This is a genomic window from Paenibacillus sp. LBL (assembly GCF_029893715.1).
Classification (GTDB): domain Bacteria; phylum Bacillota; class Bacilli; order Paenibacillales; family Paenibacillaceae; genus Paenibacillus_AQ; species Paenibacillus_AQ glucanolyticus.
The window spans coordinates 399,416-422,175 of sequence record NZ_JARXYU010000001.1 but is presented as its reverse complement, the minus strand read 5'-3'; the positions used below and the strand labels follow the sequence as shown (position 1 = coordinate 422,175).

Sequence of the window (22,760 nt, the reverse complement as noted above, 5' to 3'; positions counted from 1 at the left end):
GGTTACAATTGTAATGAAACGGCTGCCCGCTTGTTGAAATATGATGCCGGATACGTTACCATCATTGAACTAACAATTGTCGTAATCGGCCAGGTAAAGGAGTCGTGAATGCGATGACCAAGGTACTTGTAGTAGATGATGAAGTCAGTATATCAAGCGCTGTGGCTTATGCGCTGCGAAGAGAAGGATACACGGTTGAGACGGCAGGGGATGGGCAAGAAGCGCTTGAACGAGTGGAATCGTTCCATCCCGACGTGATGGTGCTGGATGTGATGATGCCAAGGCTTAGCGGATATGATGTTTGCCGAAAGCTTGAGAACCGGCAGCGTCCGGCCATCCTGTTATTGACCGTAAAGGACGATATCGTTGATAAAGTGCTGGGATTGGAGCTCGGCGCGGACGATTATATGACCAAACCCTTTGATATGCGGGAGATCATTGCCCGAGTGAAGGCGTTGTCACGAAGAAGCCGAACAGTTGAGAGTATTCAGCAACCAGCCTCGCCACAGAATGAAATCCGAATTTCGGGGCTTGTCATTAACCTGTTAAACCGTACCGTGCATGCCGAAGGCAAGCTGCTGGAGCTGACTCCGAAGGAGTTTGATCTTATAGCTCTCCTGGCACGGAACCCGGAGCGGGTATACTCCAGGGAGGCTTTGCTGGAGCAGGTATGGGATATGGACTTTGCAGGCGGGACACGTACGGTAGATATCCACGTTCAGAGACTGCGTAAGAAACTCGGAGATCTGCATGACGTGATTCAGACCGTGTATGGCATCGGATACAAAAGCACGGAGAGTCCAGCATGAGTCTAAGAAAGGTGCGTTTCGGCTTGAAGTGGAAGGTCGCACTTCTTCTTGCCTTGCTGCTGATCTCAGTGCTCGTTGTTCTGAGCACATTGGTTCTTGCGGGCATACGAGAGGACCAGCGCGTCCGCCTGGAGCAATCCTTCGCTCATGAAGCAGAAGCGGCCAATCTTCGGGTTCATCAGGAGTTTCTGACGAATACGAATAATGAAATGCAGCCGGATGCCTTTATGGAAAGCGTGGGTCAACGGCTTGCAGTGGATCTTGGATCGCAGAGCGGCATGGCTGTCACCTTGTATAAGCTGGATGGTACATTCACGGGGACCTCGCTTCCATTCCAGCCCAAAATGGATGTGAAGGATGCGCTTGCCCACACGGCAGAAGGACGTTCGGCTTATATTACCGAGGGTGATCAACTGCTCTACCTTGCTCCGCTTCGCAATATGGACGAGCAGGTCGGAACCATTCAATTCCATGCTTCGCTTGCGGAGCAGCATGCTTTCTATGAGCGAATCCGCAAGCTGTTTCTCGTAACCGGCATGTCAGTACTGGCTGCCGGCTTCCTGATCGGTTATCTGTATGTCTGGCGCCAGGTTCATGTCATCAGCAGACTGAATTTGGCTGCGCAGCAAATCGGCGAGGGAGCCTATCTTAGCGAGCCGACGGTCAAGCGGCAGGATGAGCTTGGTGAGCTGGCGCAAGGTATTTTTGAGATGAGCGGGAGAATATCCTCCTCTGTGAGCCAGCTCACAGAGGAGAAGTTGAAGCTGCTTGATGCGATTGAACGGCTGCAAGAGCTGGAACAACAGCAGAAGCAGTTTATCGGGAATATCAGCCATGAATTGAAGACGCCGCTCACTTCGATCCTTGCTTATGCAGATTTGCTTGATTTATATCGTGACGATCCTGAGCTTCTGGAAGAAGCGAGGACTCGGATTCGCAAGGAGGCCCAGCGTTTATACGGCCTGGTGGAGAAGGCGCTTCAGCTATCGTCCATGGATATTTATGAATTCGAAACCCATGCGGAATCCATAGAGCTGAAGCCGATCCTGGAGGAGGCGACAGCTCGTCTTCAGGCTAAGGCAGAGCAGAATAACATTACGATTGAATCCAATCTAACGGATGGCAAGGTATGGGCGGATGCGGATAATCTGATGCATATGATGTTGAACCTGCTGGATAACGGAATTAAATATAACAAGCCCGGTGGAACCGTTACGTTGACAAACGAGGTGCAGGATCAACAAGGCGTTGATCGTATGGTGATTCGTGTCAGCGATACAGGAATCGGAATTCCGGACCATGCCAGAGAACGGATCTTCGATCCGTTTTATACAGTGAGCAGTGACCGATCCAGAGTTTATGGGGGGACTGGCCTGGGGTTATCGCTGGTACGCAGCCTGGCCGAGAAACAGCACGGCTCTGTACATTTAACGGAGACGGGACCGGGCGGCTCTACCTTTATAATTATCTTGCCGATGGATCGGCCGCGTCCAGAGGAGATTAGATCAGCAGAAGAAAGTCCAGACTTGGAATAAGGGTCTGGGCCTTTTTTGTATAGCAGCACATATGTTTACAAGTTCGTTACAAGCCCGATATGTTATCGATATATTCGCACTCTATACTGAGATCAACAGGGAAACATGAGGCATGCTAAGACATGGTGCTGCTGCCGAAGCTCCCTTTAGGGACCATTTGTAGGAGGAACCTGTTATGAAAAATGTAGTAGGAAAGCATTGTGCCCGATTATTGCCGGTTGTTGTTCTCGCCGCTGCGCTGTCTGCCTGCCAGTCCCAGGATCGGTTAACGATTGTGGAACCGGGCGGCAGCCCTAATATTCAACCACCTGTCTCAAACGCTGGCAGCAATGCTTCGGAGGAGCGCAAGCTCACGGTAGTGGAAGGATCAACAGGGGGGACGAGTCGGGAATTGGTTGTGAATCAGACCCATCGAATCCCATCATCGAACATTGAGGCGTGGTTGTCCGAGAATGAAGTACGGGTTACCACCACCAAAATGGTGAAGGAAGCAACCGAAACGGAAGAACCGAAGTATGCTTATACCACGGAAGCCGTGAATGTAAGCACAGGCGAGCGCCGCGAGATCAAGAATCATGAAGAACAGCATCCAGGTGAACATTACGTCAAGGAAGATGCATCACCGGACGGTAAATACAGTTTCATTCAGAAGTGGAGGGATAAGTACACGGCGGACAATTATATGAAGGATTTGAGCACAGGCAAAAGTGTACTGGTGAAGGGTAACAATTATATGGAGGTGGGGGGTTGGCTCAATTCCGATACCTATGTCCTTGCAGCAGGCTCCATGAGCGGCAAAGGGGAGATTCGTCTTATTTCCACGGACGGTTCATATGAGACCATTTCAATCGAAGATGAGGATGTTGAATCGTATAACCAATTTGGGGCTAGTAAAGGCCGGATATATTATACGGATGTGAACCAAGTGCTTAAGGTTGTTGAACCGGGACAGTCGAAGCCTGTGAGACTCATTGAAAACGTATGGAGCTTTGAAATATCGCCGGACAGCGAATACATCGCCGTCTCTACCGCCACGAAAACGGGCGGAGAACAAGGCAGCGAGCTGTTAATTTATGACGCGGCTGGTCGTCTGCAAGGCACGCTTATCGGAAAAGGCGATATGATCTCTTATTTATCCTGGTCGCCGGACTCCTCCAAATTAGCCTTCGACGTCTATTCTGAGAATGAGAGCGGAATGAACGGTGTGTATGTTTTTAATACGGCTTCCGGTAAAGTAAGCTGGATGGCGCCCTATTATTCCTCGGTTCATCCTGCCGCCCATCCTCAATATCCTCTGAATTGGAGTCCGACTGGAAAGAGACTAGGGATTACGATTGAGGATAAGGAAGCTTTAATTGCGACTCACGTCATCGATTTTAAATAAAAATATCGCATATAACCATTTTATGGATGAACGATCAACCATTTACTCATCGGCTTGAAATGTCGGTGAGACTACGAGAGGAATGAAGCGAATGAAACAGCTGAGAAAATCAATGGTGGCAGTTGCCGTATTAGGTATGACATTAACGGGAGCAGTCGGCGTATATGCAGGAGCGAACCTGGAGAAAATCTCGGCTTACCTGAATCATAGCATTGGCATCAAAGTCGAAGGTACAGCCTATAACACAGGTGGGAAGCTGACCCCTATCACCTATAAAAACACTACGTATCTCCCTGTTCGCGCGATTGCGGACGTGCTGAATGTTCCTGTTCAGTACGATGCGAAGAATAACCAAGTGCTGATCGGAAGCCATTCTGGAAACGGACAGACGTCCGAGCTCACCACAGTGAAATACAGCGACGCCCAGTTAAAAGAAATCAAAAGCGCATTCGCTAAATTCGATGGTTTCACAACACCCTATGCTCCTAATCAGATGATCCAAGGGGATGTGTACCAAAAGACAGGGGCATCGGAAGATGGAGTCAATATGGCATTTAAACATATGACGGTCTATATCTCCCCAAGAGACTACTCTCACGGGTATGACAGCACACCCGTAACACTGTCCAACGGAACCAAAGCTAAATGGTATACGCCGGATGATACGGCTATGCTGGGATTCCAATTCCATGATCGCTTCGTAACGATCAGCTCACCGGATCATTTCTTAAGCAAAGCACAGCTGGAAAAGGTGGCTGTAAGTGTCGCTCAAGTGAAGTAATATATAGAGACTATAGAAGAGATATGAATGCGAGATTGAAAAAGGTTGAACAGCGGTTCATACAATGAAAAAGCAAGCAGGATCCTGTACAGGATCCTGCTTGCTTTTTCATTGTACTAGAATAAGTCCTCAGAGATATTTCCTGGGCAATCTATTCTGGTAAACGATGGGATTTCATGGAGCGAATAGTTCAAATAGAGTTTTCAAACACGTTGCAATAACAGGTATCCGCTAATGTTGGATGTTCTTTTGCGGAATACGATTTTGAATCCTACATCATTATCCAGCAAGCAGGCCAAGGCTGTGCTTAATAACGCATTCGGTGTCAAATCTGCTCTGCAAGGTGAAGAGCTGCCGATTACGCGCGCAGCAAGAATTCTGCGAGGAGAGCCAACAACGAGAGGGTTTCTTGACCAGTTGATTAATACAAGATCCGGCTGGGGAACAGCATTGACAGAAGCCATATGAATCACCTCTTCACTATAGTAGAATCACTATAGTAAATGATAAAGTGATCCGATATGTGCTAAATAAAAGGCGGAGCGGTTTATATAACCTGCCATTTGGGACGGGAAGACTTTATCTAAATCCGTTTAATCCCACATAAACTCGGAATCTGTATGGTATTATTTGGATGGGTGTGTTATGGAAGGAATTTGTGGGTGAGTATGAGAACAGTTAAATTTATCATGATCACGTTGAGCTTATGCATATTCGTCCTGGGAAGTACATGGTATGTATTATTTACAGGAGAGGATGCGAATACGGTCATCATTGAACGATCGGATATTCCTGCAACGCTGAATGTCCCGGATGAACCTGCTATACCTTCTTGGCAGATTGATAGAATAGAAGCCTATAACGATCATTTCACCTCGCCCTATTGTCGCATTTTTTTCTCAAACGGGATTGTATTAGTTATTTCCCAGGGCTCGATCCAGTACCCTGAAATGACGGAGCAGGCAGAGGATTTTGGTAATTTTTCAGTGACGGTTTATACAGATTTCAACAATAAGGTATATCAATATCGTCTGAGCGGACTGCTCTATTCATACCTAACGAAGCAGGGAGAATCCGAAGAAATAATGAGGGAGTACCTCGAATTCAAAGAGAGATCACTTATTTAAAGGATATGCCTTAGGGGGACATACGTATTATTTTCTTATAAAATGCCTGATGTAGAAACATGCCGTCAGGTTAATGAAGGAAGGATATGGATATATGGAAGAGTCAGTGCAGCAGACTCATCGGGTATTTTCTTTGCTTCAAGCTGATCCTATCATGTATTCCAAGTACTTTGCGACTTATCGGAAAAATGTTTGGTTCAGGCCGAGTTGGTTGCACCTGCAGCAGATGATGCGGGATACGGATGGCTGCTATTGGATCATGTCAGAAGGCACTATAACGGCTGGGATATCCATATCGGAGAATGCACTGGGCTCACTGTTTGTAATCCCTCCATTCCATTTCTCTCAATCCATAGCCGCTTATTTGAAGGAATATATCATAGAGAGAACAAGCGGGATTGACAGAATACATGCATACAATGTATTACCTGAACATATTGCTGCATTCGCAGCAGAAGGCTTCGAGCCTGTGCAATCAAGGAAATGCATGATTCGTCCTACTGAGGATATACCGATTCAGCTTCTTCCAAGGACGTATAAGTGTCTGCAACCATCGCCTGCTATTCGGATGCACATAACAAGGCTTATACTGGATTCCTATCATGATCATATAGATAGCAGGGACCATCAGTGTTTTACTCAGGACATCCTTGATTATTTTGAGCATCATTCAACTTCCGATCTATTGGAAGCTTCATCAATGATCGTTGATGAGCAAACCGAAGAATTCGTAGGTGTTTGTTTAGTATCGCTATGGGAAGGTCTTCCGTTAATTTATGAAATTGCAATTAAACCTGGCCACAGGGGGAAGGGACTAGCGAAGCATATGCTGCGTAAAGCCATTCATGAATTAAATAACCATTATTATGTACTGCGATTATTTGTAACTACAGGGAATCCTGCGGAGGGATTGTATCAGAAGCTGGGTTTCTTGCCGGGAGACGAATTGACGAGCATGGTCTGCACAACCAATCCAATGAGCAAGTCAGAAGGAGTATGACATGATTAAACTGCAACCTGTTAACCAGGAGAATTGGACGGAATGCATTAAACTGAAAGCGAGACCGGAGCAGGAAAGCTTTATTGCTTCCAATCTGTATTCGATTGCCCAGTTCCAATTCCTTGAGAATTTTGAGGCGATGGCTATTTACAATGATCAGACGATGGTCGGTTTTGCAATGTACGGCTTGGATTCGGATGACGGAAACTACTGGATTTATCGATACATGATAGATGGGCATCATCAAGGGAAGGGGTACGGCAAAGAGGCTTTGCGGTTCATAATTGAAGAAATCCGCAACAAACCTGATCGGACGAATGTCCTCATGCTGAGTTTTGACCCGAAGAACGAACAGGCAAGACAGCTGTACGTGAAAGCAGGTTTTGAGGAGATCGGGGTTATGACGTGGTCTGCAGGAGAATCTGTAGCCAAACTTAATTTATAATTCGAGAGGTAACCTGAGGGAGACTGATGTAGCAGGATGCAAACAACGAATCGCTGCAGCTGTTTTCTAATAGGAAAGGGAGTGTTAGCTGTATACAACAGCTGCACTCCCTTTGTATTGAGCTAATAGATTGGGCTCTTATTCCAATAATTTGGTGAAGTCCTGTAAGGTATCGGCATAATAATACTGAACTTCAATGCTATTATTATCGTCGGTGGCTTTTTGACCCTTGCTCCGAATGATTGGAAAGAATTCTGCATAGTGTGCGCCATTCAGGGATATTCGAACAGGCTGTTTAGGATTGCTCAATTGTTCGTAAGTGTAATAGGAAGGCTCCCCGTTTATGTTGATCTGCAAGTCGAGTTTCTCTGAAGCGTTCATGGCGAGATAGAACTCCGAGGCGCCATCGGGATTCATCAGAGCAAAATCAGAAACCGGACTTACTCCGTGTCCCGATCGCGATCCTGCATACATGTAGACTTTTGTTCCGTTCGGAATGAGATCGTCCTGCGACGGTGCCTTAATATAGCTGGCGCCTTCATAGTAGTTGTATATGCGATGCAGAATAACCGAGGTTTCGGCTAAGGTCACCTTTTGATTTGGACGAAAATATCCTTTTGCGTCGGGCTTCATGATGCCAGCCTCGGCAAAACCGAGCAGGGCATAGGCTTTGACGTAATCAAGGTCCGAAGCTAGCGAAGGCCCCCATTTTTTGTCTTGCAGCAACCCAATTTCAGGCGCTAACGGCTGATAAGCATACTTCCATTTTTCATATTGGTTGTAGGAATTGAAATATCTCTTGGGGATATCCTTAAACGAACGAAGTCTGGCAATATCTTCACCCTCCGGTAGTACCAGTGCGTAACCGATATCTTTAAAGAGCGCATTCAGCGTAATCAACAGGTCCCAGCGTGTTAACACTTTCTCCGGCTGGTAAGTGAATGTTTCATTGTGATAATTTATTTTGTCGGCTGCTTCAATTAGCCCGCTAGACATGCTGCCGTAAACATCCTTGAAAATGGGATAGGACGAGTGTCCATTGGGCACGCCCGGAATGTTGACTTTCTTGTCGCTGGGAACCCGGAACTCGGGAAACAGCCGATGAACCATAAGTGTAAGATCGGTCTTGGTCACCATCTTGCCTAATGTTTGGGTTCGATACTCCATATTCTCAAATACCCCTTGAGACCTAAGAAAATCAACGGATTTCTCGGCCCAGGCATATTTGGATGTGCTGGGTTCCGCTGCACTTGCCATAGACGTCATGCATAGTGATAGAATAAGAGTTAAAGCGAATAATCGGCGCCACCTTTTTAACAACATGATTGCCTCCTGTATGTCTCTATGTATTGGTTTTATATTCCACTATTGTAGACGACAAATTATGACAATATCAATTGTTTTTTATTACGAAAGACCTATTCAGGGATTTTTAATAGAAGAGTGGCCGTTGACTTTATCATTCAAAATGGTAATATTTTAAGTCATTAGATCAAGTGAGTATTTCTGCTTATTCATATAACAACAGGATTCTGCTATCTTTAAATAGGATTGCATCTGATGACGGAGGAGGGAACGCATGGGAATAGATTGGTACGACATGATCGCACGCCGGAACGGTGGATACCAAGGAAGAGCGAAATACACGGTGGTCGGAAGGTCGGCTGAGGACATGGTGAATTCACGCTCAAGATGTCCAGACATGCAGAGCAAATCATAGGTTGTGACAACTCCGCTGAGATGATTCGAATATCCCAATCCCTACTGGAATCCAGCGGAATCGGTAATGTTGAATTTGTGTATGCCACCACGAAGGCGGAGCTGCCTTTTCATGATGGCCAGTTTGATTTCATCTATGATCGGCGGGGTCCAACCTCCATCCTGGAGCATCCGCGAATTCTGTGTTCTGGCGGAACCATCTTCGGCATACATACTGATGTGACTGACGTGAGAAGACGATTGTCCGAGAATGGCTACGTTGATGTAACGATCGAAGAATTTAATGAAGCGGTAACTTACTTCCCGAGTGGGGTTGAATTTGCATTAAATTTGTCGGATACGCCTGGTAATCCCGATTTCACCTTGCCGGAACGAAAGGGTGAGCTTGAAGCCAAGATACGGGAGAATCAGATCGATGGGCGGCTGGGGATCCGTGAGCTCAAATATATATGGAAGGCAACGAAGGCATGAAACAAAGATCTTTTATCATACCTGATAAGGAGTGATTGGATATGGATCATGATTTCAACCGACAATGGCTGATTACGAAGTTCGACAACATCCGCAGCCGTACGCTCAAAGTGCTGGTGCAGTTGAACGATGAGCAAGTCAATTGGAGGCCAAGACCTTCAAGTTTAAGCATATCTACGCTGATCAGGCATATCGATGGCAATATGAAGGAGCGAGTAACGAAGGGGATTCTGCATCAAGACGTTATGCGGAACCGGGAGGAAGAATTGACCCAGACGTTTGTAAGCCGGGATGATTTGATCCAAATCGTGAAGAACCGGTTCCAGTTCCTTATAGACACAGTAAGCTCCATGTCGAATGACGATTTTGAACAGGTTCAATCGGTAAGGGGGACGGAGAGAACGAATCTGGATATTCTGCATCAATGCGCCACGCATTACTCGGAGCATATGGGTCAAATTTTTTATATCGCCAAACAGTGTTTAGAGGTCCAATATAAATCCACATCGATTTAACATGAAAGTCCCAGCTGGCGTGTCCAGCTGTTTAGGGGGACTTTTTGAATTGAGAAATATTCAACTAAGAAAAAATGAAATCAATCCAGCGCAGGGGTTACGCTGGCCTTCAGCTCATTCCCGCTGGTGGTCCAGTTCACATGGGCTCCAAATAGAACGGGAATACTCCGGATCGGAATCAGGGTGACGCCGTCCTTCATCATTGCGGCATCGCTGTTGTAGACCGCCTTGCCATCCATTTCAAAGATAGCCTGCCCGATCGGGATCGTCACAGTCTTGCCGTCGGCTGAAGCAAGGGCGGCATATTTCTTAGGGTCCCACTTCACTTCATATCCCAAACCCTCAGCCACCGAGCGAAGGGGAACGTAGAACTCGTCATTAATGATGGAGGAAGGCAGGGTGGAGCCATGGATGGCGATGGAGAGCTTGAGATTGTTGATGAAATGCCTCTTATGGATGAGGGCATGTATTCCCTTCGTTTTGTCCACAACCTGGGAGACTTCGTAGTCCGTGGCGGCACTCATGTAAGCATAGGCTGTTGCGCGATCCATTCCAAGCTTCTCATTCAGGAAACCAAGCGCTTCACGTACCGCTTCCTTCATGGCCTCATCCAGATCTGCGTCAAGACCGACGGGAATCCAGTAATCCTCGGTTTCGGCAAAAGGCTGCTTGAGCTCGGCTCGCGGAAGGGAGGGATCTCCCGGCTTTAGCACAGTTAATCGGAAGGTACCGCGAAGGGAGGCCTCCATCGCAGTCAATGCGACTTCGCCGTCTCCTTGTGCAAAGTGAGGGTCTCCGGTATAGAAGAGTCCGCCTTTAACCTGGATCGGCAGATACAGGGTCGAGCCGACACCGAGCTCGTTGATATCGATATTCCCTCCCGTTTCGATCGGCGGGACACTGCTTACTTTTTCGCTGGTATCTGGCGCCACGCCCATAAGGCCCATGAAAGGTTTAAGGGGAAAGCGCACCTGGCCGCCCTTTTCAATGGGAAGCACGCCATAGAGCTTGCCGTTAATTTCTTCTACCGGTGTAAATTTGGATATATTTTGATATAACTCGGGATTCGATGCGTTTGCTCCTTCCTTGCGCCCCTCATTCTCTGGATACTCACCGGGAAGAGCGCCCTTGTAATGCCGGTTGGAAATGACGCCATAGGGAACTCGGGGAGTAAGAGACAGCACTTCAACCTTCAATACGTCACCAGGCTCAGCCCCCTGAATGTCGATGGGCCCCGTTACCACATGCGGACCATCTGCGTCAAAATCATGCGGAAGATCAGATGCGGCAATCGCTTTAGCATCATTAAGCACCTGATCCGGCTGGATACCGAATAAAGCAAAATACTTCTCCGGATCCCGTCCTTGGTCTTCGAGAATTCCCTCATGGGATAATGTATCAAAAGTGATGGTACTGCCGGAGGAGACAGTCAGGATGGATTGGCTGTCCCGATTCGGCAGAAACCCCCAGCTGATGTTCTCCAGGGAACTGGGAACGTAATAATCCGCTTTGATCTGATCTTTGCTAACGGATTGCAGGATAGGAAACGACGTATTCCCTGCGGCATGTGCAGGTACAGCTGTCAACAAAGTGAGGCAGCATAAAGCAACAGTTAGTGATCTACGCGTTGTTGTTCTCATTAATGGCATATTATCTCCCCTAACTCGTATGTATAATATCAATCTAGCAGCATTATACATCGGAATTATGAGAATTAACAATATTCATGTAATATATTATAACATAAATAGGATGAATTAATTACATAGAACTAAATGGTATAAGTTGAATTACCTAAAAAACCTTCCATACCCCTTGTAATACGGAAGGTTCATGGAAGGTTTGAGTGATCTTCATAATCATTTTAAGGCTGACCAGGCGAAGGGGCTTGGTGAGTCTCCTTTTTCTGCATGATGCTGGTAAGCGGCAGAGGCTCCAGGTAGGTGATCGATTCGTTGACGCCGGCATCCAGCTGCCCGTTATTGAATTGCACTCCGACGAGATGCGTACCCGAAGGGGATGAAATACCTAACGAGCGTCCACTGGTGGAGGTGCCGTTCAATCCCTGATTGTTGCCCGGCGTGAAGACGGCAAGCAGCTGAGAAGGCGAGAGGTCGTTCTCATTCGCGTTATAGTTGGCAAGGAACTGCTCCCTGCTCAGGTCATAACAGCAAGGCTGCTTCTTGATCCAGATGACCTTGGTTTCGTTGGGACGAATGATGGTGTCCGTGCTGTATCGGTCCTTTGCAATCGTCCAGCGGTTGGACTTCGATTTGTCGAATGGAAGAGCAGGGTCGTAATAATAGTAGATTTGGTACCCTTCCAGATCGATCTCCCGGTCATGGGGATTGTAAATCTCCACATAATTATAATTGCCTTGATCGCTGGAGTTAGCCACGACTTCCGTGATGTGCAGGGCGGTGGTCAAAGGGAGCTTGGGTACTGTTTCCTCCGTGGTTTTGTTGGTCTTCTGCAGCGTGCCCGTGATCATGATCGGATAATGGTCGCTTGGGTATTGCCCCTCCTCATTGTAATTAATAATCTCGCTGTGCAGGACATTCCATCCCGTGCTATGCAGAATCCAGTCAATCCGGTTACCGCTGCCGCCACCCGTAGGGTCCTTGTAATTATGGAAGGTCCCCAGGTCATCGTTAGTATGCTTCTTGGCGGTGATGTGTCCATCCGACAGCCCATTGCTTGTAAAAATAGAATACGTATCGCTTCCCGGAACGGTATTGAAATCGCCCGTCATAACCACGGGGATATCTGGTGCAAAGCCCTTCATTTTATCGATAATGAGCGCTGCGCTCTTCTGCCGGGAAACCTCGGATTGATGATCCAGATGCGTGTTTACCATATAAAAGGTTTTGCCGTTCCTCAGGTCCTGGAAGCGGACCCAGGTTACCATGCGCGGGATCTGATTTCCCCAGCTTGCAGAGCTGATGATCTGCGGGGTGTCCGACAGCCAAAAGTGCGACTGCTCCAAAGGCTTAAGCCGATCCATTTTATAAAAAACAGCCATATATTCTCCGAACTCCCCGCCTTCGCGGCCAACTCCGATTCGGCCATATCCCGGGAGGTCGTTCTCCAAATCAACCATTTGGCGGTGAAGGCCTTCCTGAGTTCCGATGACATCCGGTTGATTCTCTAATATCAAGTTCCTCATCACCGGTCGCCGGTTCTCCCATGGCTGATCATCATTCGCAGCATAGCGCAGGTTAAAACTCATGATCCGCAGTGGACCTGATGAAGTTTCAGCTGTGCCTGCCGGCGCACTGGCAGCGGAGAGAGACGTTGTTGTCAGAAATGTAAGCATCATGAACAGGCTGGTGATTTTGGGGATTCTCATAAGGGTTCCTCCTTTGTCATGTGCGAGACTCGTAAATCTTCTAAAAATTAGATGTATCCTGCTGTCCTCCTTTCCTGATTTGCCCATATCATAACCTATTTCTGGCAGGCAGCGTATTTACAATATTTTAGGTTTTTGCTTTGGTTTTGGATGTTCGTGGAGGAAATGGGTGAGCGTATACGGAATATATGGATGAATCGAGGTGATAAATTTTGAAGCCATTGAATTACAGCGCATTGATCAGTTCTTTGATTATCGGAATATCCATCGTTGCCGCCAGTTTCATCCTTCAGGGTGCTGAGGATTCAAAGTATGTGCCTGCCGTTACAGAAGGAGCTGATTCTGTGCAAACCGATCCTCCGTTAATGACTCTTGAACAAACAGCGGAGTTCTTGAACCTTACCGAGTATCAGGTGAAGAGCATCATTTCATCCGACAATGCGCTAAGAGAGCAGGGAGCATCAGAAGGTAAGCCTTTTCCTTATATAGTAGTACAAAACGAAATGTACGTTAGCAAGCTGGGACTTATCTCATGGCTTGATGAGGCAACGCGGAACAGACGAAGATTTGAATAGAATCTTGCAAGTGCCTGAGGTCAATAAACTAAAGTTAAGCCGAGAGTAATAATCGACTCAACCGGAGGTTGAATATCAGGAACCGGCGTTCTACTGCTGCGTTATACTTTTTGGTTAAAGATTGGTTTATATTAGATGCATCTCATGGAGAACGAGGTGATCTTGGATTCATGAATCAGGCAAACAACGTGATGGGCAACAATATCGTCAGGCTGCGAAAACAGCTTGGTATGACACAGGAGCAATTGGCTAATGGGCTGGGTGTCAGTTATCAAGCGGTAAGTAAATGGGAGAATGGGCAAACTTGCCCGGACATCATCCATATACCACTGCTGGCAGATGTATTTGGAACCACGATTGACGAGATATTTGGCAGATCCGTACATCCTATCGATTTACGAAGCGGCCTTGTTCTGGAATATTTGTTCGACGGTGATGTGCGGGATACCAGCGGGGAGGGGCGTCATGGACGGCTGGAGGGCGGGGAGTATGCTACCGACCGCTTCGGCAGGAAGGGTGGAGCTTTAACGCTGAACGGCAGAAGTGACTATGTTCAAATGGATAAATCGCCAATGCTATCGAAGGATGCTTTCTCTATATCAGTATGGTGTTATTATGACGCACATCAGGTGCTGCGGGGGTGGCATAGCGCGATTGTCTCTCAGGACGGTCACCATCAGAACCGGGCGTTACAGCTCAGCACGAAGGATGAATACATTACGTTCCATGGTTTCCTGCGGGAGCCGGACCTGATGATGAATGCCAGAATTGTGAAGGAACACTGGTATCATGTGGTCCTGATCTATGAGGACTCCCGTTACCGAATGTATGTGAATGGCCAACACACAGCCGAACGATCAGGCAGCTTCACACCTTATCCTGACGAACCCATGTATGTGGGCAGAAAATGTACCGATGAACCTTACTTCTTTTTTCAGGGGCGCTTGGACGATCTGCGGATCTATAATCGTGCCATCGGGGAGCGTGAGGTTGAAGCCCTCTATGTTGAGAATGGTTATAAACCTCTTCCTTTACATCATAATGATACGTCGACCGACCCAATTCCTGTGTTGGATCGTCTGGATGACATCCGTATGATCTTCACGAAGGATACCATCGGGCTGGCGGCGGATTGGTACACTCGGAATTTAGGCTTCAAGATATTAATGCAGGATGAGGGCTTCTATATGCTGACGCTCTACAACAGTCCCAATCTGTTATTAGAGAGCGTGGACGAAACAAGAGAATTGGAATTAACGACGGCGGCTTCATTTATATTCAGAACCAATCGGGATATCGAAGAGCTGCATTCCTATCTGTCCACGGCCGGAGCAAGAATGGAACAGATTCGGGACGAGGGTTTTGCGTGGTTTTTGGATTTTAGGGACCCCTTTGGACGCGAATGGATGATTATGAGGGAGAAGAGTGGATAACGTCAGGGTGGGCTTTATTTTAGAACATGTGTAAAGGGAGGGAACTATGACGAAGAAGGGTATCGTACTTGTGGTAAGCATTACTCTTTTTCAAGAAGATCAGGTGTTGATCATCCAGGAGAACAAACCCGTGGTACAGGATAAATGGGGCTTTCCGGGAGGGCGGATCGAGCCAGGGGAAGATATTGTTGAGGCAGTTATAAGAGAAGCGAAGGAAGAGACAGGTTATGATGTCAAATTGACAAGTACGACAGGCGTGTATCATTTTCTCAGCAGTTTGAATCATTATGTGGTTATGTTTCATTTTACAGGAGAAGTGGCGGGGGGCACTCGCTTGCCCTGTTTAACCCGCCTTTGATTCTAACTTCCGGGTAAGTGCATATTCATATGTCTTAACTTGTTGCGTTGGTCAATGTTGTTCAGAAACGTTGGGAGGATGTATAAAAGTGGATGCCATCCGTTATCCGATTGGTCCGTTTACACCTCAGGAAGAACCCACCAAGGAAGAAAGGCAGCAGTTCATTGGTCAGATTCCTGCTATCGTACCGACCCTTCGGCAAATCATTATGAACCTGACTCCGTCCGAATTGGATGCCTCTTATCGGGAGGGCGGGTGGAGCATTCGGCAGATTATTCACCATTTGGCGGATAATGATATGAACGCTTATTTGCGTTTTAAACGCGCACTGACCGAGGATGAACCCATGGCGAGTTCATACCGGGAGGATTTATGGGCGGAGCTGAGTGATTACAGCGAGGTTCCCATTGAGAACTCGCTTACGCTGCTGGAAACACTTCATTTCCGTTTTTTAATTTTGCTCAAGGAATTAAAGCCTGAGGATTTCCAAAGAACCATGAGAACCCAAGTGCTTGGCAGCATTACCCTTGATATCGCGCTGCAGCGATTCGTATGGCATAGCCGCCATCACATCGCCCAGATTACATCTATATCGAAGCGTGAAATGCGTAGTTTGTTAGAGGAGCGACGGCCATGAGCTGGAGGTCGGAGTATGCATATGGTGGAATTGTGTTTGATCTGGATAATAAAGTCCGTAAGAATTGGGGTTAATACATAGCTTGGAGGTGCACAACGTATCGCAGATCATAGTTCGTCTGGAATTCGCATGCCGCCGTTCTAGGGTTGGTCGTAGGAATATATGTTGTGATTTACGCCGCAGTTGTTATCCGGTTAATCTATCATTATCATATTGCGTTATCTTTTGTATCGGTATCGTGGGTGTCCTTACCCGTACTGCTGCTGTTGTTCATTCTGTATCGGGAACAACATGGAGCATGTTACTGAAGCAGCATTATGCGTCTACCATCATAATCGGTGTGCTGCTCCTATTTTTCTCAATCTACGCCTTAAGTTACAACCTGTCGTTGCAGCGTTTTGATTACAATCGATGGGTGGGTTATCCTGAGCAGCGTGCGCTGATGGTGAACGATTTTCTACAGGAGCATAACCTCGTGGGCTTAACCCCGGCGGAAGTGATGGATCTCCTCGGTGCCAGCGATAGTGCCAATAGGGCTGACGATGATGATACAGTGGTGTATGATCTTGGCGCATTGCGTAGGATGGATTACAAGAGTGAGAAGCTCTTCATCTATTTGAATGAACGTGGTTATGTAAAGAGTTACGAGATCGTAACGAGGTAGGGGAAAGCAGGGTGTCTATGACAATAAAAGCGATAGGGAGCACGGAGCGGCTTGCAAGCCATATGGTGTTCAAGAGACAGGGAGCGATGGGATGACACTCTTGAAGCCAAGCCATATAAGACGATACATAAGCTGGAGGAATTGATCAGCATCTACACCCATCACCATGAACAACAAGAATAGCGATAAATCGTTAGTTAAGTTCAATTTCATGGAGGTGGACAGGGATTGCGACCGCGTTATAAAACCGAGAATGGACAACGGCTCATCTATGAATCCTATGATCGATTATTGGCAGGCTTGTCGGTTCCCCTAGAACAACAGAACATTCCTACGACATACGGCATCACTCACATTATAACGGCAGGCTCATCGGAGAATCCTCCCCTGCTGCTCTTGCATGGGACGGGAGATAACGCAGCCATGATGTGGGTCTATAACATGGAAGAGCTGTCCCAAGCCTTCTATGTCATTGCAATTGACAACATCGGCGGTTCAGGGAAAAGCGAACCGAATGACAATTACAGTCAGCCATTTGATCAGGCGAAATGGTTGGACGAAATCCTTGAGGCATTTTGCGGATCAACTCCGTATATATTGCAGGAGTATCCTATGGAGCTTATCTCGCTTATCATTATGCCCTTATGCGACCGGATCGTGTTGAAAAAATCGTATGCATGGCCGGCAGCATTGCCGGGAGCCAGCTAGAGGTTATGAGCAAAATGATGAAAGCTTTTCTACCGGAGGCCTTATTTCCTTCAGAACGAAATGCGCGCAAATTGCTGCGAAAGCTGTGCGGACCGCAGATCGCTCCATTCGAGGAACATCCCGAGCTTATGCAGCACTGGATCTATCTGCTCAAGTTCTTCAACAATGCATCCATGAGGCATCATAAGATTACGATTTTCCCTGCGGAAGACTTTCGTGTGATCCGGCATAAGGCCCTATTTCTCATTGGCGACCAAGACATGCTGAGCAACTATCCCAAGGCCATCCACCGATTGATTGATTATGGCATGATTTATCGGATCGTGAAGGATGCGGGACATGCCATCAATCATGAGCAGCCGGAGATTATTCATCGAGCAATCCAACAATTCTGTCTGGGTAACAACGATACACAAAACACCATGTAGGAGAGAGAAGAGGGACAATAATTTAACAGGACTAGCACTATTCTGACAGGAGTTGAGCACGTTATGGCGATTGATGATATATACAACAAACAGGCTGAGGCCTATGAGATCATGGTTAGCAGACAGCTTGCCGCTTGCTTCATCGAGCGTGGACCTGGTGGTGTCGGGCTGGACCATCAGTTATCTGGCTCATTCAAACCAAGAGAACTGCCGTCAGAATCTGGAGCAGGTGATGGCTGAGCTGCAGCGTGTCTTGAGGCCGGGCGGGACGATAATCATTCTGGAGACGATGGGAACCGGCACAGATACGCCGAACCCTCCTGACTTCCTAGTGGATTATTATGCACAATTAGAGCGTACATATGGATTTAACCATCGGTGGATCCGAATGGACTATGTGTTTGATACGGTGGAAGAGGCGCAGCAGTGCACAGGGTTCTTTTTCGGAGAGGAGTTATCAGATAAAATCCAGGCAAACCAATGGTCAACCGTGCCGGAGTGTGCGGGGGTATGGTGGAAGCATGTTTAAGGTTTGGAGACATGAGTTTGCATTCTTTAACTTCATCGCGAGAATTGGAAGCAGCCCCCGAGGGGGGGGCTTGTTCCTTATTTAAGAAGGATGTGGATCACTCACATGATATCGTCCTTTGGGTACTACCAGAGGCGATCCCGAGACGGGGTCCGAGATCACTGTGCAATTAAGCCCGAAAATGTCTTTGACCAGCGTGCTAGTAATAACCTCGGTTGGCGTACCTTCAGCGACAAGCTTTCCTGTATCCAGCGCAAAAATATGGTCTGCATAACGCGCGGACAAGTTGATATCATGAAGCACCATGACAATTGTTGTTCCGTGTTTTCGGTTTAGATCGGTGAGCAGGTCCAGAATCTCGACTTGATACGTGATATCCAAAAAGGTTGTCGGTTCATCGAGAAACAAGATATCGGTTTGCTGCGCCAGAGCCATGGCAATCCAGACGCGCTGTCGTTGACCGCCAGAAAGCTCGTCAATATTATGGTTGGCAAACTCGGTTATATTCATAATGGTCATCGCTTCGGCAACAGCCTCGTGATCCTTCTTGGTCCATCCGCTCAGCAGCGATTGGTGCGGAAACCTTCCTCGTCCAACCAAATCCGCTACAGAGATCCCTTCCGGAACAATGGGGGACTGCGGCAGCAATCCTACCACTCGCGCCAATTGTTTGGCCGGGATTTTGCTGATGGGCTTGCCGTCCAGAGTAACGCTCCCCGATATGGGCTTGATAAGCCTGGCCAATGTTTTAAGCAGCGTAGACTTCCCGCAGCCATTGGATCCAATAATAACGCTTATTTTGTTGCTCGGGATAAGCAGGTCTACACCGTGAATAACTGCTTTATTATCATAGCCCGCTACGATTTGCTCACCTTGAAAAATAGGTGTCGGTTTCATTATAATTCCCCCTTTCGATTCATTCGGATTAACAGGAAGATCAGATAAGGCGCTCCGAGTAATCCGGTAATGATGCCTACGGGGAATCTGTACTCAAAAGCAAACTGTCCGATTAGATCTGCCGCCAGGACTAGATTAACGCCAACAAGGCCTGCCGGAAGGGCGTTCGAGGAGCCGGCGCCAACGAGTCTTTTGGCGATTGGTCCCGCCAGAAAGGAGACAAAGGCGATCGGACCGGTCGTAGCGGTAGCAATGGCAACCATGCAGACGGAACTCACAATAAGCGCAATTCGGGTCTTGTCCGTGTCCACGCCGAGAGAGGAAGCCGTTTGTTCTCCAAGCTCCAATATGCTTAGATGTTTGCTCAGCATTATGACGATTGGCGAACAGATGATCACCGTAATAACCAGAGGCGGCAGCTCTTGCAATTGGGAGCCGTTGAGGCTGCCCGTGAGCCATCGGAGCGCTGAGGGAACATCTTTCTCGGAACTAACCAATAGAAGGTAAGAGATGACAGCGTCAAGCATAGCCTGAATGCCGATTCCGATCAGGATTAACCGTCCGATGGAGAATACCTTGCCTCTGGAGAGTACATAAATGAATAATACTGTGGCCAGGCCCGCAATGACCGCAGCCAGGGAAACGACAGCTCCGTTTGCATGAAGGATTACGATGCAAAAAACAGCTGCAGCGCTTGAGCCTGACGTAATCCCGATGACATTGGGGTTCGCCAGGGGATTTCGCAGCATGGTCTGGAACGTGAACCCGGCAACGCCGAAGGCAAACCCGGCAAAAAGACCCGCCAGCATTCTCGGTAGACGTATGGTACTTACGGCAAAAGAAACACCTTTGATTTGTTCTCCCGAAAGCGCTCGGATTACATCTTGAATCGGATAGATGGTGTTCCCGAGTAATAACATGGCACAGCACAGCAAACATGCAAGCACAGCAAGGAGACTGGTAACAAGTATCCAGCGGCGGCGTCTTTGACGTCGGCCCGCCATAATAAATTCCATAGAATGATTTGTCATAATGAACGCACTTTCGATCGCATCGCTAGTATGATTAAGATGGGAGCTCCTATAAACGCTGTAACTACACCCACTTCAAGTTCTCCCGGGTTGCCCATGAGCCGGCCGCCGACGTCGGATACCGTTAGAATGATGGCTCCGGCGATGGCTGACATCGGTATAACAAAACGTAAATCAGGTCCAAGAATAAGGCGTACGACGTGAGTGGATAACAAGCCGATAAAACCGATAGGTCCAGCCAGAGCGGTAGCGGCTCCGCACAACAGAACGCCAGCAAGCGCTGCAATAAAACGCAGGGTTCCTGTTCGTACGCCGAGTCCTGTCGCAACATCGTCTCCCAGTGCCAGCGCGTTTAATGCCGGGGCGGTCATAAATGCGATAATTACACCCACAATCAGAAACGGGATGAAGGTGCCAATCGCACTCCAGGTTGCCGAGCCAACGCTTCCCACTTGCCAGAACCTGAACTGGTCCATGACGTAAGAGCGTGGAATCATGATGGCTGTAACCAGGGAAGATAGAGCAGCGCTTACGGCGGCACCGGCCAGCACAAGCTTAATGGGCGTGGCTCCGCCACGCCCCATCGAGCCGATTCCGAATACAAACACTGCAGTAATCGCAGCCCCGGCTAAAGCCAGCCATATATATTGACTCGCGCTGGTGATGTTCAAGAACGCGATGCCGCACACCACAAACAGGGATGCGCCTGTATTTACGCCCAATATACTGGGGTCGGAAAGTGGGTTGCGGGTGACTGCCTGCATAAGGGCTCCGGAAACGCCCAGAGCCGCCCCGCAAAACAAACTGAAAACGGTTCGGGAAACCCGTTTGCGGACAATGTTTGCCCCGAAGGAATCCACGTCCGGGCGAAATAAGCCGTCAATCAGCTCATGAAATCTCACGGGCCGAGAGCCAAACGCCAGTGAAGCTACCACGCTTGCACCCAGCAGGATAACACACATGACCAGAACCCATGTAAAATGCTTCGGGGTATTTGAGCGCAGCGTATTGTTATTCGGAATCGATGAACTATTCATTTATCTTGTCAATAGCTCCGCCAATTAATTTCAGGTAATCATCGATGGTATAAGAGATCGACAGCGGATTTGGCGTTCCGGCAGCTACCAATGGTGTGTCGCTCTCAATAAATGCAACAGAACCTCTCTTGATTGCAGGGATTTTACCAAGCAGCGGATCGGCCTGAATGGCTTTCAACAGCTCGTCATTGCCATATCCAACGATTAGATCTGCATCATTTAGGGCCTCAGCATTCTCTCCGCTTAAATTCAAGGAGTAGCTGTTAGGGTCCGTGATCTGTTTCGTAATGCTCTCAGGATAAACCATCCCGAGCTCATGCAGGAAAGATACGCGAGAATCCACGGGTGTGTATATATGTAGTTTAGACATATCTTCAGCGGAGAAGTTAACCCATACGACTTTTTTGTCTTTAATCTGAGGATAGGCGCTTAGTTTTTCTTTAATCATGTCCTCGGTGTCCTTAATGAGCTGTTCGCCTTCGGCTTCCATACCCATGCCCATTGCGTTATAAGTGACTTGCTCACGCCATGTGGTTGCCCAAGGAGCGGTTGGATAAGCTACAACCGGAGCGATTTTGCTAAGAAGATCGTATTCTTCCTGGGTTATGCCGGAGTAAGCGGCAAGAATAACATCGGGGTTGGAGTCTGAAATAGCTTCAAAATCAAGGCCGTCCGTATCCTGGAATACATTCGGGTCCTTGACGCCGAGCTCTTCAAGCTTCTTCGCTGTCCAAGGCAGAAGTCCGCTGTCATCCTGAACGCCGAAGTTCGCCGCCGAGAAACCTACAGGAACCACGCCAAGAGCGAGAACAACGTCGTGATTGGCCCATTGAACGGTAGTGATGCGTTCAGGCTTGCTCTCAATAACCGTTTCTCCAAAAGCATGTTTGATGGTAAGTGGATATTGAGTCTCTGTATCTGAGGAAGCGGGTGTTTCCGTACTTGGTGTTTCGGTGCTTGCTGAATTCGTAGCGGCTGAATCAGTTGCAGGCGTTGAGCTGGATTCCGGGCTGGAACAACCCACTAATGCTACTGTAAGCACGAGCAGAAGTATTAGTGTTTGTAGTAAAAATTTACGGTTTGCCATCATTGAAATAACCCTTCCTTATTATGATCTGAGTTTGTAAATCGTCTATCTTGGAAAATATGTATTCGCTTTCTGCTCCGGAGATCAAAATCGTAACTTTCGGGCCCTTGACAGTCATGATAATGATTATCATTTTCATCTTAATATATAGTCTCTTTTAGAGGTTGTCAATGAAAAAATTTGTCGTTTTATCACAAATCATAGGGGTTGTGATGGGATAAAAGATGGTTATGACGTTAGT

Annotated in this window: 26 protein-coding genes and 1 pseudogene; 20 read left to right on the top strand and 7 right to left on the bottom strand. The window is 47.7% G+C overall.

Going from position 1 to position 22,760, the window contains the following annotated elements:
* The first annotated feature begins 113 nt into the window (after nucleotides 1-113).
* The 8 genes from M2277_RS02065 to M2277_RS02030 all read left to right on the top strand — a co-directional run bounded on the left by M2277_RS02065 (nucleotide 114) and on the right by M2277_RS02030 (nucleotide 7,081).
* Nucleotides 114-809, top strand: a complete 696-nt coding sequence (locus M2277_RS02065; RefSeq protein ID WP_063480155.1) for a response regulator transcription factor — start codon at nucleotides 114-116, stop codon at nucleotides 807-809.
* Nucleotides 806-2,344, top strand: coding sequence for a sensor histidine kinase (locus M2277_RS02060; RefSeq protein ID WP_280754029.1), 1,539 nt, complete (start codon nucleotides 806-808; stop codon nucleotides 2,342-2,344). The genes M2277_RS02065 and M2277_RS02060 overlap by 4 nt, the downstream gene beginning before the upstream one ends.
* Nucleotides 2,345-2,519: 175 nt before the next feature.
* Entirely contained in the window at nucleotides 2,520-3,728 is a 1,209-nt protein-coding gene (locus M2277_RS02055) for a WD40 repeat domain-containing protein (RefSeq protein WP_280754028.1), read from the top strand.
* Between the two features lie 91 nt (nucleotides 3,729-3,819).
* Nucleotides 3,820-4,509 carry a stalk domain-containing protein gene (locus M2277_RS02050; protein WP_280754027.1) on the top strand — a complete coding sequence of 230 codons (690 nt, stop codon included), beginning with the start codon at nucleotides 3,820-3,822 and terminating at the stop codon, nucleotides 4,507-4,509.
* Between the two features lie 234 nt (nucleotides 4,510-4,743).
* Nucleotides 4,744-4,977: a hypothetical protein gene (locus tag M2277_RS02045; protein ID WP_006211589.1), complete on the top strand. Its 234-nt coding sequence runs from the start codon at nucleotides 4,744-4,746 to the stop codon at nucleotides 4,975-4,977.
* 194 nt (nucleotides 4,978-5,171) lie between these two features.
* Entirely contained in the window at nucleotides 5,172-5,636 is a 465-nt protein-coding gene (locus tag M2277_RS02040) for a hypothetical protein (protein ID WP_280754026.1), read from the top strand.
* A gap of 94 nt (nucleotides 5,637-5,730) precedes the next feature.
* Nucleotides 5,731-6,636 (top strand): GNAT family N-acetyltransferase, encoded by a 906-nt coding sequence (locus M2277_RS02035; RefSeq protein ID WP_280754025.1) that lies wholly within the window; start codon nucleotides 5,731-5,733, stop codon nucleotides 6,634-6,636.
* Between the two features lies 1 nt (nucleotide 6,637).
* Nucleotides 6,638-7,081 carry a GNAT family N-acetyltransferase gene (locus tag M2277_RS02030; RefSeq protein WP_280754024.1) on the top strand — a complete coding sequence of 148 codons (444 nt, stop codon included), beginning with the start codon at nucleotides 6,638-6,640 and terminating at the stop codon, nucleotides 7,079-7,081.
* A 138-nt stretch (nucleotides 7,082-7,219) separates the two neighbouring features.
* On the opposite strand, the gene M2277_RS02025 is transcribed toward M2277_RS02030, so the two are convergent.
* Nucleotides 7,220-8,404 carry an S-layer homology domain-containing protein gene (locus M2277_RS02025; protein ID WP_280754023.1) on the bottom strand — a complete coding sequence of 395 codons (1,185 nt, stop codon included), beginning with the start codon at nucleotides 8,402-8,404 and terminating at the stop codon, nucleotides 7,220-7,222.
* A gap of 256 nt (nucleotides 8,405-8,660) precedes the next feature.
* On the opposite strand from M2277_RS02025, the gene M2277_RS02020 reads away from it, so the two are divergent.
* Genes M2277_RS02020 through M2277_RS02010 form a run of 3 tightly spaced genes read left to right on the top strand, consistent with a single transcriptional unit; the run spans nucleotide 8,661 to nucleotide 9,786 of the window.
* Nucleotides 8,661-8,801 (top strand): hypothetical protein, encoded by a 141-nt coding sequence (locus tag M2277_RS02020; RefSeq protein WP_280754022.1) that lies wholly within the window; start codon nucleotides 8,661-8,663, stop codon nucleotides 8,799-8,801.
* Entirely contained in the window at nucleotides 8,774-9,271 is a 498-nt protein-coding gene (locus M2277_RS02015) for a class I SAM-dependent methyltransferase (protein ID WP_280754021.1), read from the top strand. Before M2277_RS02020 ends, M2277_RS02015 begins: the two co-directional genes overlap by 28 nt.
* A 41-nt stretch (nucleotides 9,272-9,312) precedes the next feature.
* A complete protein-coding gene (locus tag M2277_RS02010) occupies nucleotides 9,313-9,786 on the top strand; it encodes a DinB family protein (RefSeq protein WP_006211583.1) in 474 nt (157 codons plus the stop codon).
* Nucleotides 9,787-9,866: 80 nt separating this feature from the next.
* Here M2277_RS02010 and M2277_RS02005 read toward each other — a convergent pair whose 3' ends face one another.
* The gene (locus M2277_RS02005; protein ID WP_280754020.1) at nucleotides 9,867-11,426 is read right to left on the bottom strand and encodes an acetamidase/formamidase family protein; all 1,560 of its coding nucleotides are present in this window, start codon (nucleotides 11,424-11,426) and stop codon (nucleotides 9,867-9,869) included.
* 224 nt (nucleotides 11,427-11,650) lie between these two features.
* A complete protein-coding gene (locus M2277_RS02000; RefSeq protein ID WP_280754019.1) occupies nucleotides 11,651-13,135 on the bottom strand; it encodes an endonuclease/exonuclease/phosphatase family protein in 1,485 nt (494 codons plus the stop codon).
* A gap of 212 nt (nucleotides 13,136-13,347) precedes the next feature.
* Between M2277_RS02000 and M2277_RS01995 the strand changes: the two genes are divergently transcribed.
* The 9 genes and pseudogenes from M2277_RS01995 (at nucleotide 13,348) to M2277_RS01955 (ending at nucleotide 18,467) form a co-directional block, all read left to right on the top strand.
* Nucleotides 13,348-13,710, top strand: coding sequence for a hypothetical protein (locus M2277_RS01995; RefSeq protein ID WP_148246828.1), 363 nt, complete (start codon nucleotides 13,348-13,350; stop codon nucleotides 13,708-13,710).
* A gap of 170 nt (nucleotides 13,711-13,880) precedes the next feature.
* Nucleotides 13,881-15,143, top strand: a complete 1,263-nt coding sequence (locus M2277_RS01990) for a LamG-like jellyroll fold domain-containing protein (protein WP_280754018.1) — start codon at nucleotides 13,881-13,883, stop codon at nucleotides 15,141-15,143.
* Nucleotides 15,144-15,189: 46 nt separating this feature from the next.
* A pseudogene (locus tag M2277_RS01985) lies at nucleotides 15,190-15,474 on the top strand (NUDIX hydrolase); the annotation flags it as partial.
* Nucleotides 15,475-15,589: 115 nt separating this feature from the next.
* Nucleotides 15,590-16,138, top strand: coding sequence for a YfiT family bacillithiol transferase (locus M2277_RS01980; protein ID WP_280754017.1), 549 nt, complete (start codon nucleotides 15,590-15,592; stop codon nucleotides 16,136-16,138).
* A gap of 298 nt (nucleotides 16,139-16,436) precedes the next feature.
* The gene (locus tag M2277_RS01975; protein WP_280754016.1) at nucleotides 16,437-16,802 is read left to right on the top strand and encodes a hypothetical protein; all 366 of its coding nucleotides are present in this window, start codon (nucleotides 16,437-16,439) and stop codon (nucleotides 16,800-16,802) included.
* A 51-nt stretch (nucleotides 16,803-16,853) separates the two neighbouring features.
* On the top strand, nucleotides 16,854-16,985 hold the full coding sequence (locus tag M2277_RS01970; protein WP_280754015.1) for a hypothetical protein: 132 nt from the start codon (nucleotides 16,854-16,856) through the stop codon (nucleotides 16,983-16,985).
* Between the two features lie 45 nt (nucleotides 16,986-17,030).
* On the top strand, nucleotides 17,031-17,510 hold the full coding sequence (locus tag M2277_RS01965; protein ID WP_280754014.1) for an alpha/beta fold hydrolase: 480 nt from the start codon (nucleotides 17,031-17,033) through the stop codon (nucleotides 17,508-17,510).
* A complete protein-coding gene (locus M2277_RS01960) occupies nucleotides 17,447-17,938 on the top strand; it encodes an alpha/beta fold hydrolase (RefSeq protein WP_280754013.1) in 492 nt (163 codons plus the stop codon). Before M2277_RS01965 ends, M2277_RS01960 begins: the two co-directional genes overlap by 64 nt.
* Nucleotides 17,939-18,041: 103 nt before the next feature.
* A complete protein-coding gene (locus M2277_RS01955; protein WP_280754012.1) occupies nucleotides 18,042-18,467 on the top strand; it encodes a methyltransferase domain-containing protein in 426 nt (141 codons plus the stop codon).
* A gap of 81 nt (nucleotides 18,468-18,548) precedes the next feature.
* Here M2277_RS01955 and M2277_RS01950 read toward each other — a convergent pair whose 3' ends face one another.
* The 4 genes from M2277_RS01950 to M2277_RS01935 are packed head-to-tail and all read right to left on the bottom strand — an operon-like array spanning nucleotide 18,549 to nucleotide 22,522.
* A complete protein-coding gene (locus tag M2277_RS01950) occupies nucleotides 18,549-19,364 on the bottom strand; it encodes an ABC transporter ATP-binding protein (RefSeq protein ID WP_036641744.1) in 816 nt (271 codons plus the stop codon).
* Nucleotides 19,364-20,395, bottom strand: a complete 1,032-nt coding sequence (locus M2277_RS01945; protein WP_280754011.1) for a FecCD family ABC transporter permease — start codon at nucleotides 20,393-20,395, stop codon at nucleotides 19,364-19,366. The genes M2277_RS01950 and M2277_RS01945 overlap by 1 nt, the downstream gene beginning before the upstream one ends.
* Complete coding sequence (locus M2277_RS01940) at nucleotides 20,392-21,432, bottom strand: FecCD family ABC transporter permease (protein ID WP_280754010.1); 1,041 nt, start codon at nucleotides 21,430-21,432, stop codon at nucleotides 20,392-20,394. The genes M2277_RS01945 and M2277_RS01940 overlap by 4 nt, the downstream gene beginning before the upstream one ends.
* On the bottom strand, nucleotides 21,425-22,522 hold the full coding sequence (locus M2277_RS01935; RefSeq protein ID WP_280754009.1) for an iron-siderophore ABC transporter substrate-binding protein: 1,098 nt from the start codon (nucleotides 22,520-22,522) through the stop codon (nucleotides 21,425-21,427). Before M2277_RS01935 ends, M2277_RS01940 begins: the two co-directional genes overlap by 8 nt.
* Between the last annotated feature and the right edge of the window lie 238 nt (nucleotides 22,523-22,760).

Excerpts from the sequence above, each read along its gene's own strand:
- M2277_RS02065 (WP_063480155.1), top strand. The coding sequence starts at position 114 with ATGACCAAGGTACTTGTAGTAGATGATGAAGTCAGTATATCAAGCGCT.
- M2277_RS02060 (WP_280754029.1), top strand. The coding sequence starts at position 806 with ATGAGTCTAAGAAAGGTGCGTTTCGGCTTGAAGTGGAAGGTCGCACTT.
- M2277_RS02055 (WP_280754028.1), top strand. The coding sequence starts at position 2,520 with ATGAAAAATGTAGTAGGAAAGCATTGTGCCCGATTATTGCCGGTTGTT.
- M2277_RS02050 (WP_280754027.1), top strand. The coding sequence starts at position 3,820 with ATGAAACAGCTGAGAAAATCAATGGTGGCAGTTGCCGTATTAGGTATG.
- M2277_RS02045 (WP_006211589.1), top strand. The coding sequence starts at position 4,744 with ATGTTGGATGTTCTTTTGCGGAATACGATTTTGAATCCTACATCATTA.
- M2277_RS02035 (WP_280754025.1), top strand. The coding sequence starts at position 5,731 with ATGGAAGAGTCAGTGCAGCAGACTCATCGGGTATTTTCTTTGCTTCAA.
- M2277_RS02030 (WP_280754024.1), top strand. The coding sequence starts at position 6,638 with ATGATTAAACTGCAACCTGTTAACCAGGAGAATTGGACGGAATGCATT.
- M2277_RS02025 (WP_280754023.1), bottom strand. The coding sequence starts at position 8,404 with ATGTTGTTAAAAAGGTGGCGCCGATTATTCGCTTTAACTCTTATTCTA.
- M2277_RS02020 (WP_280754022.1), top strand. The coding sequence starts at position 8,661 with ATGGGAATAGATTGGTACGACATGATCGCACGCCGGAACGGTGGATAC.
- M2277_RS02015 (WP_280754021.1), top strand. The coding sequence starts at position 8,774 with ATGTCCAGACATGCAGAGCAAATCATAGGTTGTGACAACTCCGCTGAG.
- M2277_RS02010 (WP_006211583.1), top strand. The coding sequence starts at position 9,313 with ATGGATCATGATTTCAACCGACAATGGCTGATTACGAAGTTCGACAAC.
- M2277_RS02005 (WP_280754020.1), bottom strand. The coding sequence starts at position 11,426 with ATGAGAACAACAACGCGTAGATCACTAACTGTTGCTTTATGCTGCCTC.
- M2277_RS02000 (WP_280754019.1), bottom strand. The coding sequence starts at position 13,135 with ATGAGAATCCCCAAAATCACCAGCCTGTTCATGATGCTTACATTTCTG.
- M2277_RS01990 (WP_280754018.1), top strand. The coding sequence starts at position 13,881 with ATGAATCAGGCAAACAACGTGATGGGCAACAATATCGTCAGGCTGCGA.
- M2277_RS01975 (WP_280754016.1), top strand. The coding sequence starts at position 16,437 with ATGTTACTGAAGCAGCATTATGCGTCTACCATCATAATCGGTGTGCTG.
- M2277_RS01960 (WP_280754013.1), top strand. The coding sequence starts at position 17,447 with ATGCGACCGGATCGTGTTGAAAAAATCGTATGCATGGCCGGCAGCATT.
- M2277_RS01955 (WP_280754012.1), top strand. The coding sequence starts at position 18,042 with ATGAGATCATGGTTAGCAGACAGCTTGCCGCTTGCTTCATCGAGCGTG.
- M2277_RS01950 (WP_036641744.1), bottom strand. The coding sequence starts at position 19,364 with ATGAAACCGACACCTATTTTTCAAGGTGAGCAAATCGTAGCGGGCTAT.
- M2277_RS01945 (WP_280754011.1), bottom strand. The coding sequence starts at position 20,395 with ATGACAAATCATTCTATGGAATTTATTATGGCGGGCCGACGTCAAAGA.
- M2277_RS01940 (WP_280754010.1), bottom strand. The coding sequence starts at position 21,432 with ATGAATAGTTCATCGATTCCGAATAACAATACGCTGCGCTCAAATACC.
- M2277_RS01935 (WP_280754009.1), bottom strand. The coding sequence starts at position 22,522 with ATGATGGCAAACCGTAAATTTTTACTACAAACACTAATACTTCTGCTC.